Annotated in this window: 11 protein-coding genes and 1 pseudogene; 6 read left to right on the top strand and 6 right to left on the bottom strand. The window is 44.7% G+C overall.

Features of this window, described 5'->3' with window-relative positions; genetic code table 11:
- Nucleotides 1-9: 9 nt before the first annotated feature.
- Nucleotides 10-798, bottom strand: coding sequence for a TSUP family transporter (locus EV690_RS13575; RefSeq protein ID WP_131913556.1), 789 nt, complete (start codon nucleotides 796-798; stop codon nucleotides 10-12).
- A gap of 476 nt (nucleotides 799-1,274) precedes the next feature.
- Between EV690_RS13575 and zwf the strand changes: the two genes are divergently transcribed.
- Genes zwf through gnd form a run of 3 tightly spaced genes read left to right on the top strand, consistent with a single transcriptional unit; the run spans nucleotide 1,275 to nucleotide 4,951 of the window.
- The gene (zwf, locus tag EV690_RS13570; RefSeq protein WP_131913555.1) at nucleotides 1,275-2,777 is read left to right on the top strand and encodes a glucose-6-phosphate dehydrogenase; all 1,503 of its coding nucleotides are present in this window, start codon (nucleotides 1,275-1,277) and stop codon (nucleotides 2,775-2,777) included.
- A gap of 1 nt (nucleotide 2,778) precedes the next feature.
- Nucleotides 2,779-3,486, top strand: coding sequence for a 6-phosphogluconolactonase (gene pgl, locus EV690_RS13565; RefSeq protein WP_131913554.1), 708 nt, complete (start codon nucleotides 2,779-2,781; stop codon nucleotides 3,484-3,486).
- 13 nt (nucleotides 3,487-3,499) lie between these two features.
- Nucleotides 3,500-4,951 (top strand): decarboxylating NADP(+)-dependent phosphogluconate dehydrogenase, encoded by a 1,452-nt coding sequence (gene gnd, locus EV690_RS13560; RefSeq protein ID WP_131913553.1) that lies wholly within the window; start codon nucleotides 3,500-3,502, stop codon nucleotides 4,949-4,951.
- Nucleotides 4,952-5,025: 74 nt separating this feature from the next.
- Here gnd and EV690_RS18765 read toward each other — a convergent pair whose 3' ends face one another.
- Both EV690_RS18765 and EV690_RS18760 read right to left on the bottom strand, forming a co-directional pair.
- Nucleotides 5,026-5,454, bottom strand: coding sequence for a methyl-accepting chemotaxis protein (locus EV690_RS18765; protein WP_396022822.1), 429 nt, complete (start codon nucleotides 5,452-5,454; stop codon nucleotides 5,026-5,028).
- A gap of 120 nt (nucleotides 5,455-5,574) precedes the next feature.
- Nucleotides 5,575-6,348: pseudogene (locus EV690_RS18760) on the bottom strand (PAS domain-containing protein); the annotation flags it as partial.
- Between the two features lie 502 nt (nucleotides 6,349-6,850).
- Between EV690_RS18760 and EV690_RS13550 the strand changes: the two are divergent.
- The 3 genes from EV690_RS13550 (at nucleotide 6,851) to EV690_RS13540 (ending at nucleotide 10,357) form a co-directional block, all read left to right on the top strand.
- Complete coding sequence (locus tag EV690_RS13550) at nucleotides 6,851-7,150, top strand: hypothetical protein (RefSeq protein ID WP_131913551.1); 300 nt, start codon at nucleotides 6,851-6,853, stop codon at nucleotides 7,148-7,150.
- A gap of 314 nt (nucleotides 7,151-7,464) precedes the next feature.
- The gene (gene mdtD, locus EV690_RS13545; RefSeq protein WP_131913550.1) at nucleotides 7,465-8,853 is read left to right on the top strand and encodes a multidrug transporter subunit MdtD; all 1,389 of its coding nucleotides are present in this window, start codon (nucleotides 7,465-7,467) and stop codon (nucleotides 8,851-8,853) included.
- 61 nt (nucleotides 8,854-8,914) lie between these two features.
- The gene (locus EV690_RS13540; protein ID WP_131913549.1) at nucleotides 8,915-10,357 is read left to right on the top strand and encodes an NAD-dependent succinate-semialdehyde dehydrogenase; all 1,443 of its coding nucleotides are present in this window, start codon (nucleotides 8,915-8,917) and stop codon (nucleotides 10,355-10,357) included.
- A 47-nt stretch (nucleotides 10,358-10,404) separates the two neighbouring features.
- Here the strand turns inward: EV690_RS13540 and EV690_RS13535 are convergent, their stop codons facing one another.
- The 3 genes from EV690_RS13535 to EV690_RS13525 form a co-directional block, all read right to left on the bottom strand.
- Nucleotides 10,405-11,457, bottom strand: coding sequence for a M42 family metallopeptidase (locus EV690_RS13535; protein ID WP_131913548.1), 1,053 nt, complete (start codon nucleotides 11,455-11,457; stop codon nucleotides 10,405-10,407).
- A gap of 65 nt (nucleotides 11,458-11,522) precedes the next feature.
- The gene (locus EV690_RS13530; RefSeq protein ID WP_131913547.1) at nucleotides 11,523-12,302 is read right to left on the bottom strand and encodes an ABC transporter ATP-binding protein; all 780 of its coding nucleotides are present in this window, start codon (nucleotides 12,300-12,302) and stop codon (nucleotides 11,523-11,525) included.
- Entirely contained in the window at nucleotides 12,303-13,376 is a 1,074-nt protein-coding gene (locus EV690_RS13525) for a FecCD family ABC transporter permease (RefSeq protein WP_131913546.1), read from the bottom strand.
- Between the last annotated feature and the right edge of the window lie 11 nt (nucleotides 13,377-13,387).

The raw sequence follows: 13,387 nt of genomic DNA, 5'->3' as shown, positions 1-13,387 counted from the left end.
ACAAGTTTTCTACGCTCCGAAATGCTGTGTCCATAGATAGCGCGCAAGCATTGAAATACTCATCACAACGACAAGATAACGCAGATAATTGGGGTTGATTTTAAATAACGCGTGGGCGCCCATCCATGCGCCAACCAATTGCCCCAAGAACATCACAATGGCTGCCGACCAGAAGACCTGTCCTGCGACTAAAAACACCACCAACGACGCCACATTAGATGCACAGTTAAATACTTTCGCGACCGCGGTTGCATCGACCATCGACAAACCACGTAAAGACACCCCGGAAAGCGCAAAAAAGGATCCCGTCCCCGGCCCAAAGAAGCCATCATACCAACCGATCACAGGCACAATACAACGCTGATAAATACGCTTAGAACAGCGTGGCTTCGCCGTCTTTAGCGGGGGCTTTGCAAGCAAGAAAAACAACGCAATAAATACCAATACGCCCGGCACTATCCAACTGAGCCAATGAGCATGGATATGTTGTACTAAAAAGGTGCCAACGACTGCTCCAAGCAGGGATCCCAAAATGCCACCACGGACATCCGCCCAATGTACTCGACGTGAGCGAAACATCAGTACCGAGGCCATTGCCGAACCAAAGCTCCCCTGAAATTTGTTGGTACCTAAGGCCATCAGCGGAGGCACCCCACAAGTCATCAACGCGGGAATGCTTAATAGTCCACCGCCTCCAGCTAATGTATCGATCGTTCCAGCAACAATCGCAACAAATAACAAAAAAGCTAATAACTCGCCTGATGCTCCACCGGCAAAATCATTCCAAAATGCACTCACAAAAGATGTCCATATCAACAACGCAGAAGAAGCCTTTTTACCTTAAAAAATTAGGCTAGGCAATCAACATTAATCTTTGCTAGATTGAACTATTGGCTATTTATCTGGTCAAAAAAATAACTATTTGCTGTTATGCAAAATGGTGCCAAACAAAAATTAAATCAATAACTTAATGCAACATGACGATAAAGATTAAGCGAGTTTTCAATAAATTGTGATATATTCATTGCGATAAGTAATCGTTTTAATCGATTTTGGGTTATTCTCAACAAGTTATTAATTTGTTAAATTGAAACGGTAAAGTAAAAGAGGACGATATGTAATTTTTTATTATCCGCGCCCTCCAACAGATGCATCCAGTGCCACTAGGGATTGGTTAGCCTGCGAAGCAGATAAACATCAGGGTTGTAATACGCATCCATTTATCACCAGTCATGTTACAAACAACAGGTCGATGAGTCATACGGGAATAAAATATGAACCAATTAGATAACAACTGTATTGCCATATTCGGGGCATCAGGCGATTTGACACGCCGTAAATTAATCCCGGCTCTTTACCATCTTTATATAACAGAGCAGTTATCTGCTTCGTTCTCAATCTTGGGGATTAGCCGCACTGAATATTCCGACGACGCTTATCGCGCCCGAATTAAAGACGCACTGATTGAAAGTGAAAAACTCGAAAATAGCGAGCAACTTGATGAATTTTGCGCGCACATTCACTATCAGTCGCTGAACACTGCTGATCAAGATAGCTATGCAGTCTTAAAAGGCCGATTGACCGAATTAAGTCAGCAATATGACACTGCAGGAAATGTCATTTATTACTTGTCTACACCCCCAAGCTTGTATGGCGTCATTCCAGAATGCCTAGCGGCGCATGACTTGCATTCTGAAAAAGATGGTTGGAAACGTCTAATTGTCGAAAAACCATTTGGTTATGATAAAAAATCAGCCGTTGCATTAGACAAACAACTTCACCGTTTTTTCCGCGAAGACCAGATCTATCGAATTGACCATTATCTGGGCAAAGAAACCGTACAAAACCTGTTGGTTTTTCGTTTTTCCAATGGGTTGTTCGAGCCCTTGTGGAACCGCAACTACATCGACCATGTTGAAATCACCTCTGCTGAATCGATTGGGGTTGAAGAGCGTGGCGGTTATTACGATGGCGCTGGTGCAATGCGCGATATGTTCCAGAACCATCTTCTGCAAGTTTTAGGAATGGTGGCAATGGAACCACCAGCACGCATCAATTCAGATGCTATTCGTAATGAAACATTCAAGGTATTCCAAAGCTTACATCCATTGGATGAAACGAGACTAAAAGAAGATCTGGTTTTAGGTCAGTACACAGCCTCTGATATTCGCGGAGAACATATGGTGGGTTACCGTGAAGAGCATGGGGTGGATGAAAACTCACGCACTGAAACCTATGTTGCACTGAAACTATCCATTGATAACTGGCGTTGGAATGGTGTGCCTTTTTATGTCCGTACTGGTAAGCGACTGCCCACCCGCGTGACCGAAGTTGTCATTCACTTTAAGAAAACACCGCATCCGGTCTTCGGACAAAATACCCCTGATAATAAGTTGGTCATTCGTATTCAACCTGACGAAGGTATTTTGATGAAGTTTGGCCTGAAAAAACCCGGTGCAGGCTTTGAATCGCAAGAAGTCTCTATGGAATTTCGCTATGACAGCTTAGACGGCACCGAAGTGTTAACAGCTTACGAACGGTTATTGCTTGATTCAATTAAAGGGGACCCAACCTTATTTGCACGCAGCGATGCCGTATTAGCGTGCTGGGATTTTGTACAGCCTATTTTAGATATCACGCAAGACAATCCGACACTGTATGGGTACGCCTGTGGAACTTGGGGCCCCAAAGAGGCTGACGAGTTATTAACCCGTGAAGGTCGACAGTGGCGATTTCCTTGCAAAAACTTAACTGATGCCGATTATTGCGAGCTTTAACATGATAAATTATAAAGTATTTGACGATGGGCAAGCTGTCGTGGAAGCACTCTCTCAAGAGCTGCTTGAATATAGCCAGTCGACACAACCTGTGCATATTTCCCTCTCAGGGGGCAGCACGCCGAAACTATGGTTTAAATATCTGGCCGATCATTACCGTGACAAAATCAACTGGAATAACCTGCATTTTTGGTGGGGAGACGAACGCTGTGTAGCGCCCAACGATCCAGAAAGTAATTATGGTCAAGCCAAAGCACTCTTGTTAGACCATATTGAAATGAACCCAGAAAATATCCACCGTATCATCGGCGAAAATGATCCAGAAGAAGAAGCACAGCGCTTAGCCGAAGAGATCTGCCAGAGCGTTCCGAAAGTACATGGGATCCCTGCGTTTGACTGGATTGTATTAGGCATGGGAGATGACGGGCACACAGCGTCACTGTTCCCACATCATACTGATTTTAATGATCCTGATTTAACGCTTGTGGCAGAACATCCACAGAGTGGTCAATTAAGGGTTTCTAAAAGTGCTCGACTGCTGAGTAACGCAGAACGAATTACCTATCTGGTGTTGGGTGAAGGCAAGGCGCAGCGTCTTCAAGAAATTGCGACCCATGATTCAGTCGACTTGCCCTACCCTGCGGCGAAAATTAAAGCGAGAAATATCACTGAGTGGTATTTAGATGCCAATGCAGCCAAAGATTTATAAGTGAGGAGCTCAAATGAAAAAAGGTGATATCGGTGTTATCGGTCTGGCAGTGATGGGCCAGAACCTGATTCTCAACATGAATGACCACGGTTTTAAAGTTGTGGCATTCAACCGGACAACTTCAAAAGTAGACGATTTTCTTAACGATGCAGCCAAAGGCACAGATGTTATCGGCGCTCATTCTCTAGAAGATCTGGTCGAAAAACTAGAAACGCCACGTAAAATTATGTTGATGGTGCGTGCTGGAGATGTCGTCGATAAATTTATTGATAAGTTAGTTCCACTGCTGGATGAAGGCGACATCATCATTGATGGTGGTAACTCTAATTATCCAGATACAAACCGTCGGACTCAGGAACTGGCAGAAAAAGGGATTCGTTATATTGGTACCGGCGTTTCTGGTGGCGAAGAAGGTGCTCGTTTCGGACCATCGATCATGCCCGGCGGGAATCCTGAAGCTTGGCCTTTTGTAAAACCAATTTTACAGGGGATTTCAGCTAAAACAGATCAAAACGAACCTTGCTGTGACTGGGTAGGCAAAAATGGCGCAGGCCACTTTGTCAAAATGGTTCACAACGGTATCGAATACGGTGACATGCAGCTCATCAGCGAAGCGTACCACTTCATGAAAGAAGGGTTAGGTATGAGCTATGAAGAGATGCAAGAAGCCTTCAAACAGTTCAACACCACTGAGCTAGATAGCTACCTAGTTGAAATTACCACTGATATCTTAGGTTATAAAGATGAAGATGGTCAGCCCCTAGTTGAACACATCCTCGATGCTGCTGGCCAGAAAGGAACAGGCAAATGGACCGGTATCAATGCATTGGACTTAGGTATTCCACTGACATTGATCTCTGAATCAGTATTTGCTCGTTGCTTGTCTTCTTTAAAAGACCAACGTGTCGAAGCGGCGAAACATTTCAACAAACAAATTGATAAAGTTGAAGGCGACAAAGCACAGTGGCTAGAAGCCATTCGTCAGGCTCTGTTGGCATCTAAAATCATCTCATACGCACAAGGCTTTATGCTGATCCGTGAAGCTTCAGAACAGTTTAACTGGGATCTGAACTATGGTGGCGTTGCCCTGATGTGGCGTGGTGGTTGTATCATCCGAAGTGCCTTTTTAGGGAACATCCGTGATGCATATGAAAATAACCCAGATCTGCAATTCTTAGGTTCAGATCCTTACTTCAAAGATATCTTAGAAGACTGCATGAGTTCATGGCGTAAAGTGGTTGCTAAATCAATCGAAGTGGGTTTGCCAATGCCATGTATGGCTTCTGCTTTGACTTTCTTAGATGGTTACACTACAGATCGTCTGCCTGCGAATATGATCCAAGCTCAACGTGACTACTTTGGTGCCCATACTTATGAGCGCACTGATAAAGCACGTGGTGAGTTCTTCCATACCAACTGGACAGGCAAAGGCGGGAATACTGCATCAACAACTTATGATGTATAATTTTCGTTTATTCAAATCAAAACAGCTCCTTGATGGAGCTGTTTTTTTATGAAGAAAATAAACTCATCGCCTTACTATTTTTGCATATGTGTAAATTGTCCGATCGCTTCCACAACTGACTGCGCATGTTCATTTATTTTAGACATCATTTGACCAATCTCATCGGTTATCTCAACATTCTTTTCAACCTGAGGTAACAAATCATCCATATGTCTGACCGAAACAACACTCTGGCTCTGTATATCATCAATCATTCTATCGATCTCAGCAGTCGATTCCGCCGAACGTTTCGCTAGGTTTCTCACTTCATCGGCAACCACGGCAAACCCGCGCCCGTATTCACCCGCTCGAGCCGCTTCAATCGCTGCATTTAGAGCCAACAGGTTAGTCTGTTCCGCAATACTGTTAATCGTCTGAACAATCGAAGTGATCTGCTCTGAACGCTCTCCTAAAACTTTAACCTCGTTACTGGCATCTTTTATGTTCTGAGCCGTGGTCTGCATTAATCTCGCACTCTCATTAATCTGCCCGACACCTTGCTCACACCATTGTCGGGTCTGTTCCGAGACATTGTGGGCAAAACTAGCGCTTTCTCGCTCAGCATCCTGATGTGCTACCTCATCAGTAATATCGGTGGCGAACTTAATCACGCCAGTCACACTCCCCGCCTCATCAATAATTGGGTTATAACTGGCTTGCAGCCAACGCGTTGAACCGTCTCGAGCAATCCGCTTAATCCGAGCTGCAATAAATTCCCCTCGCGCTAATTTTTCCCAAAACTGGCGATATGCATCCGTATTGACAAAACTCTGCTCACAAAACTGGCGATGGTGTAACCCCTGGATCTGATTCTGGGTGTAGCCCATCACTTGCAAAAAATTATCATTTGCTTCTATAACTTCGCCATCGACCGTAAATTCAACCGTGGCCATAACCCGGCTAAATGCCCTGATCACGGCTTTCTGGCGATAATAACGATTAATTCGCTCGGTAATATCTGAAGCTAATTTAATCACTCCAATTACTTTTCCTTGATTATCTTTCACCGGGGTATAAACCGCTTCTAACCATAGCTGCTCCCCTTTGGCATTCACTCGCAGCACTCGCCCAGAATAACTCTCCCCGCGTTGCAGACGTTGCCAAAATTGCTGATATTCAACCGATTGCTGATAATCTTTTTTACAAAGCTTGCGATGGGATTGCCCAATCAGTTGTGACTGGGTATAACCCATTAATTCTAAAAATCGTTCATTAGCGGATTTAATCGTACCGTTCAGATCAAAATGAATCACAGCCATCGCCTCGGTAATGGCTGAGTATTCAGCTAATAACCACTGATTTTTATACTCAGCATCATCCTGCTGCTTATTTTTTCGACTCTTAAAAAACAAACTCATTAAAATAATTACCTTAATCTAAAATGAAAAGGATTAAGAACCCGTTGGAGAACGAGCAACTTATTTCCACACCCCAAACAGGTCAATATTGCAAAAAATCTATGATTAATTGTATGACATAAACACGGAGTATGGATTATTTCTTGTACTTTACATTCCCCCCAAAGGAGCGTTTAGAGTACCGTTTGTGATTAGAAACAACCTCAAGATTCTAACTAGGAACTGTTGACCTTTGGCGGTTGAATTTTGTTCAAATTAAACGCATTTTGAACGCGGCGCTCCCTGCGTCGCTTAATGAGTGAAGCAAGCAGGGGGCAACAAAGTTCAGGATGCGTTTAAATGAACCCCAAGGGCAGTATCTGAGAGGAATTTATCCAGCGTTAAACGTTCTTTGTGGAGAATAACTACACAGCACAACGTTTGCCTTGCCTAAATCCCTCTCAGATTTCTGCAAAACTAATCACAAAAGGTCAACAGTCCCTAGATACTGGGAAGGAATATCATGGCTAATTTTCTGGTTAAACGTTCACTGAAACTTAATACAGCCCTGTGCCAAGACACGCTTCAGGAGTTAAAAGATTTTCCAGGGATACAACAGATCCAGTTGTCCGAGCATACGCTTTATCTCGTATATGACGTCAGAAAGACCCAACTTAAAACGATACTGGAGGCCGCTAATGCGAACGTGAAATCCAGTCGCTGGAACAAACTAAAACAACACTATTATCAATTTACAGACACGAACTTAGCGCAGGCCTCAGGCCACACGCCTTCCTGCTGCAATAAAGCCCCCAGAGCCTAAATTATTATAAACTCGATGTAAATAGCCTCTCCCCAAAGACAAGCTGACGCCAGTTAGTTATGATAGTGACGGATTTGGAGAACTTTCTCCAACAAAGGTTAACTGAGCCTCATATTTGCGACAAAGAACAGGCTCACTTGAGTTTGATGAAATTTCTATTTCTTATCGTTTTAGTCGCATTTGCTAATATTGCTCAGAACACTCACTCTTTGAGTTACGACTGTTATCGATATAACAGCATGGTACAGAGCAATAAGTATATTAAGTACATCTTCGCGTTATCACAATAGCAATACATAAAACTAGAGATACCTATGAACAATCCGGTCACCGGTAAACCCTTGCTATGGCTGGTTGCCATCGCCTTTTTTATGCAAACGCTAGATGGCACCATTGTCAATACAGCGCTACCTTCGATGGCTAAGGCTCTGGGTGAAAGTCCATTACAGATGCAATCAGTCATTGAGGCTTATCTATTAACTATTGCTATTTTAATTCCAGCTTCTGGCTGGCTTTCAGATCGTTTCGGGACTCGCAGCATCTTCATGTTTGCGCTGACGATGTTTGCAATCGGATCACTATGCTGCGCGCAATCGCAGACACTCAATCAGCTCATTATTTCTCGAGTCATTCAAGGTATTGGGGGCTCCTTGATGTTACCTGTTGGACGATTAACGATTTTACGAACCATCCCCAGAGAGCAGTTCTTGGCCGCTATGAGCTTTGTGGTCATGCCCGGATTATTAGGACCAATTATTGGTCCTGCGCTGGGTGGTTTTTTAGTTGAAATCGCCAACTGGCACTGGGTGTTTTTAATCAACTTACCCGTGGCAGTCATTGGCTTATGGACGGCCTATAAAGTCATGCCAGATATCCGCTCACCTCATCAAGAAAAGTTTGATTATCTCGGATTCATCCTATTGGCTGGCGCCATGGCAACATTCACCATTGGATTGGACTTATTAGCCCACTATAAAACAGGGCATTATCATTCTTTATACTGCCTAGCTACTGGGGTGATACTGATCGCCTTATATTGGTGGCTAGCCAGTGTGAAATCTAATCCGCTGTTTTCACCGAGATTGTTTGGCGTCTCAACTTTTGCCATTGGTGCCTTTGCGAACTTATTTTACCGAATGGGGAGCGGAGCTATGCCGTTGCTCATTCCACTCTATTTGCAACTAGCCCTGGGTTTGTCTCCTTTTACTTCGGGCCTGGCCATGATCCCCATCGCACTATTTGCGATAATCGCTAAGAGCTATGTGGTTCGACTCATCCACCATTATGGCTATCGGAATGTATTGCGCACTGCCAGTTGCCTACAATTTTTATGCTTCTGCTCGTTTACACTAACCAACCATAGTTTAGTGCTCATTTTGGTTCAGCTCGCGATTTTAGGTTCACTTAATTCTATTACCTATAGTGGCATCGGAACCATCTCACTGCGTGACTTAAGTGATCAACAAGCCAGTTCTGGCAATGGATTGCTATCGGTTATCCAGCAGTTAGGATTTAGTTTAGGCGTTGCCTGTGGCGCAACATTGCTAGCAATTTTTTATAAAATTTCGCCAAACCATAATATGCTGTGGAGTTTCAATTGGAGTTTCACCATTTTAGGGTTAATTGTACTTATTCCTGCGTTTCTTTATTGCTTATTACCCAATGATGCCCCAAAACGGCAATCGAAAAAGCAAATGATATAGGGATGCCTAAACAGTTCGTGATACGCTGAACAATACATAAACGATCAGGGGAGAATAAGTCATGCTTTTATCCGATCCATCACTACTCAAACAGCAAGCATTTATTGATGGTCAGTGGTTCGATAGTGAACACAAGTTTGCCGTGCTCAATCCTGCTACGGCACAAGTTATCACACAAGTTACTGATTGTGATTCAAAAATAACTGAAAAATCGGTTCAAGCTGCCCAACGGGCTCTTCCCAGTTGGTCAGCATTAACCGCCAAACAACGAGGGGCAATCCTAAATCGTTGGTTTGAGCTTATTATGGACAATCAGCAAGACTTAGCCACCCTGATGACCTTAGAACAAGGTAAAACGCTAAGTGAAGCCAATGGCGAAGTTGCCTATGGTGCTTCGTTTATTCAGTGGTTTGCTGAAGAGGCCAAACGCCAATATGGTGAGGTTATCCCATCGGCCAATCCCAACCAACGCCTCTTAACCATTCGTCAACCGGTTGGCGTTGTTGCAGCAATTACCCCTTGGAACTTTCCTATAGCGATGATCACTCGCAAAGCCGCACCAGCCTTAGCCGCTGGATGTACGATGATCGTCAAGCCTTCAGAAGAAACTCCTCTTTGCGCATTAGCTCTGGCAGAATTAGCGCAGCGCGCTGGACTCCCACAAGGGGTACTGAATATTGTCACTGGGCTTGATTCTAAAGCCATTGGCGGTGTTTTAACTAAGAGCCCAATCGTCCGTAAACTCAGCTTCACCGGCTCAACACAAGTCGGTAAGCTATTACTGCGACAATGCGCTGACACGGTCAAACGCACATCCATGGAATTAGGCGGCAATGCCCCCTTTATTGTCTTTGATGATGCCGATTTAGATGAAGCGGTAGCAGGTGCAATTGCCTCAAAATTCCGCAATAGTGGGCAAACTTGTGTCTGTTCAAACCGCATTCTGGTTCAAGAAGATGTATACGATCAATTTACCGATAAACTCACGGCTGCACTAAAACAATTTAAATTAGGTAACGGCCTTGAAACAGGTGTAAATATGGGGCCATTGATCAACCGAGCTGCCGTCGACAAAGTCAATGCGTTAGTGTCTCAAGCCATCTCAGCCGGAGCTAAAGTGACCACTGGAGGCCAACAACAGGGTGATACACTCTTTTATCAACCCACGGTTCTCACAGGTGTTAATGCTCAGATGGATATATTCAACAATGAGATTTTTGGCCCAGTTGCACCACTGGTAAAATTCACCGATGAGGCACAAGCTATTGAACTGGCTAACGCAACACCATTTGGTTTAGCCGCCTATTTTTATGCCAGCGATATGAGCCGTATCTGGCGGGTGAGTGAAGCACTGGAATATGGCATGGTTGGGATCAATGAAGGGTTAATTTCCAATGAAGTGGCCCCTTTTGGTGGTATTAAAGAATCGGGCATCGGCCGGGAAGGCTCTCGCTATGGCATAGAAGAATATAGCGAAATTAAATATCTATGTATGGGGATTTAATGCCCCCAAGATAATATGTATAGCCTGCCTTGCGGCAGGCGAGTTGCTTATGCTCGAATGGCTCCTTCTTGCAAATAAGCCGCTAACAGCGCAATCGTATTTTCGAGGGCTTTATAGTGCGTACGTTCCATACCATGAGAGGCATCCACGCCAGGACCAATGAGGGCCGCACGAATATCACGGCCACCTTTCATCGCCGCACTGGCATCAGAGCTGTAAAATGGATACACGTCAACGGCGTAATCCAGTTGATGTTCTTTCGCCAATTCGATTAATTTTGACACCATCTGGTAATCATAAGGCCCTGAAGAATCCTTGGCACAGATACTCACTTGGCGCTCATTACAACTGAGATCATCGCCGATACATCCCATATCGACGGCAATAAACTCTCGAATATGGGTAGGTAAACAAGCCGCACCATGGCCAACTTCTTCATAAGTAGAGAAGACAAATGAGACGTTATACTGCGGCTGAATTTTTTTTGCTGCGAACAACTTGAGCAGCCCGAAAACACTCGCGACATTAATTTTGTCATCGATAAACCGTGATTTTATAAAGTCACTATCTGTTATCTTCGTTTTGGTTTCAATGCAGAGGTAATCGCCCACCGCAATCCCTAACGAACGAACATCCTCAGCTGATTCAACCACTTCATCAAGGCGCACATACATCTGTTCCGGCTCTCGAGGACGAGACTTAGCATCTTTATAGACATGAGCAGCTGCAGATAGACTTAAAAAAGTTCCCGTATACGTGCGGCCATCACGAGTACGAATATTGCAATATTCACCATCGGCTGTGGGCCAGATGAGTCCCCCTACTGGGGTAAAGCGAATGCGCCCTTGCTCGTCGATGCTGCGGACCATCGCACCTAAGGTATCGACATGTACCCCCACGCCTATCGTCTGAGAGCGATCCTTACCAGCAATGGTAAAAATACCATTGCCCTTATTATCGCGCTGAAACTCACCGTCATATAAAGCACACTCTTGCTCAATTCGCTTGATCACACTTTGACAATAACCACTGGGAGAATCAATCGAGAGTATTTCTTGGGCAAGCGCTTTGACATAAGCAGCATCAATAGCTTCACGCATGAACAACAATCCTTTTAAATAGTAATGAGAATAACACTTATCATCGCGTGGCCTGGTGCAGAAGTCTAGAAATTCACAATCGCAGACAATGGATGAATGCTACGCGAACCATCAGAACCGACAAATACTTCACAATGAACACCATAGCTTTTCGCGATTTGCTCTGCTGTGAGTACTTTATCAGTCTGTCCTTTGGCACTGATCGAGCCAGACTCGAGGATCATCGTTTGATCCGCATAACGATGTGCCTGATTCAGATCATGCAACACCATCAACGTACAAATGCCCTGCTGACGAGTGTAATCCAAAACCCGTTCAAGGAGTTGTAACTGGTTAGCTAAATCAAGTGCAGAGGTCGGCTCATCAAGCAGCAATAGTTGTGGTTTGCGAATCAGAGCCAATGCCAAAGCCACTTTTTGGCGCTGACCGCCCGACATTTCATCACTCATCCGCTCGCTCAGATTTTCAATGTTAAGCATTGAGAGCATATGCTGCGCGCGAACAATACTTTCATGCGAAGCAGAAAAACGCATATTATGGCTATTTTGCGCCATGAGCAGCAACTCAAACACCGTTAACCGAACCGAGTTCGCAGCAAAATCCTGGGCCATATAGCCAATCAATTGGCTGCGCTCTTTATAACTCACTTTATCTAAAACCCGGCCATCTAACTGAACACTACCGCGATACTTCAACATCCCGGCTAACGCCTTAACTAAGGTAGATTTACCTGCGCCATTACGTCCTAACAGCGCCAAAGAATGGCCGTTTTCTAGAACAAAACTAGTAGGTTTTAGGATCTCAGTGCGCCCAATCGTGACACTTAAATCATGAACTTCAAGCATTCAATTTCTCCTCACTCGTCGCCCTAGAATCAACCATAAAAAGAACGGAACTCCCAGCAAGGACGTGACCATCCCAATCGGTAAAATTACGCCAGGGATCAACATCTTGCTCACAATTGAAGCAACGGTCATCAGCAATGCCCCTACAACCATTGTCATAATCTGGGTAAAACGCTGATCTTCTCCCACCAGCATGCGGGCGACATGGGGCGCCACCAGACCAATAAAACCAACCACCCCAATCGTTGCGGTAATCGCACTCGCCATCAAGGCGGAAAAGACCAGCAGTAACATCCGCAGTTTTGCCACCGGGATCCCCAAAACTTGCGCCTGCTCACCAAAACCACGCAGTGCAGAAATCTGCCAAGATAACAACAACAAAATTGGCAGAATGACTGCAATAATGGCTGCATTAATACCAACTTGAGTCCAATTGCTTTTTTGCAAAGAGCCCATCATCCAGAACACCAGAGATTGCAACTGATTGACATCCGCCAGATATTGCGCCAGTCCAAGCAGTGCTGAGAAAATAAAGTGAACGGCAATCCCTAACATCACAATGATCTCGACTGACAAGCCACAGCGCGCAGCAAAGATACCGATAAATAACACGGTCACTAGCGAAAAAATAAATGCATTCGCAGTTAACAGATAATCGACGGGCAACCAGCTAACTAACGCCGTTTGGAAGACAATGACTAATGCAGCGCCAAAACCCGCCGCAGCTGAAATTCCCAACGTAAATGGTTCTGCGAGGGGATTGTCCAGCACCGTTTGCATCAATGAACCAGCTAATGATAAACCGATGCCAGCAAGTACGGCGGTTAAGGTAACGGGCATCCGCAGATCCCAAATGACCACCCGAACCATCGTCGACACTTGCTCAGGATGAAAGATCCCGTTCAGTGCAACTTTCCAAGGTAATGTGCCAGAACCACACAACACATCGGTAATTGCCGCAATAACCGCCAATAAGGTGAAACTAATCACCCAAAGTAGCTTTCGCCGAATGTCGTTTTTATAAACAACCGCGCCGCAACACTTAGGTTGCGGCGAAATAACACTCTCAGTCATGGTGATATCTA

The sequence above is a fragment of the Celerinatantimonas diazotrophica genome, assembly GCF_004339545.1.
GTDB classification, from domain to species: domain Bacteria; phylum Pseudomonadota; class Gammaproteobacteria; order Enterobacterales; family Celerinatantimonadaceae; genus Celerinatantimonas; species Celerinatantimonas diazotrophica.
The sequence above is the reverse complement of the archived record's forward strand: the minus strand, read 5'-3'. Positions and strand labels throughout refer to the sequence as shown.

Coding starts and splice junctions, on each gene's coding strand:
- zwf (WP_131913555.1), top strand. CDS start 1,275: ATGAACCAATTAGATAACAACTGTATTGCCATATTCGGGGCATCAGGC.
- pgl (WP_131913554.1), top strand. CDS start 2,779: ATGATAAATTATAAAGTATTTGACGATGGGCAAGCTGTCGTGGAAGCA.
- gnd (WP_131913553.1), top strand. CDS start 3,500: ATGAAAAAAGGTGATATCGGTGTTATCGGTCTGGCAGTGATGGGCCAG.
- EV690_RS18765 (WP_396022822.1), bottom strand. CDS start 5,454: ATGCAGACCACGGCTCAGAACATAAAAGATGCCAGTAACGAGGTTAAA.
- EV690_RS13550 (WP_131913551.1), top strand. CDS start 6,851: ATGGCTAATTTTCTGGTTAAACGTTCACTGAAACTTAATACAGCCCTG.
- mdtD (WP_131913550.1), top strand. CDS start 7,465: ATGAACAATCCGGTCACCGGTAAACCCTTGCTATGGCTGGTTGCCATC.
- EV690_RS13540 (WP_131913549.1), top strand. CDS start 8,915: ATGCTTTTATCCGATCCATCACTACTCAAACAGCAAGCATTTATTGAT.
- EV690_RS13535 (WP_131913548.1), bottom strand. CDS start 11,457: ATGCGTGAAGCTATTGATGCTGCTTATGTCAAAGCGCTTGCCCAAGAA.
- EV690_RS13530 (WP_131913547.1), bottom strand. CDS start 12,302: ATGCTTGAAGTTCATGATTTAAGTGTCACGATTGGGCGCACTGAGATC.
- EV690_RS13525 (WP_131913546.1), bottom strand. CDS start 13,376: ATGACTGAGAGTGTTATTTCGCCGCAACCTAAGTGTTGCGGCGCGGTT.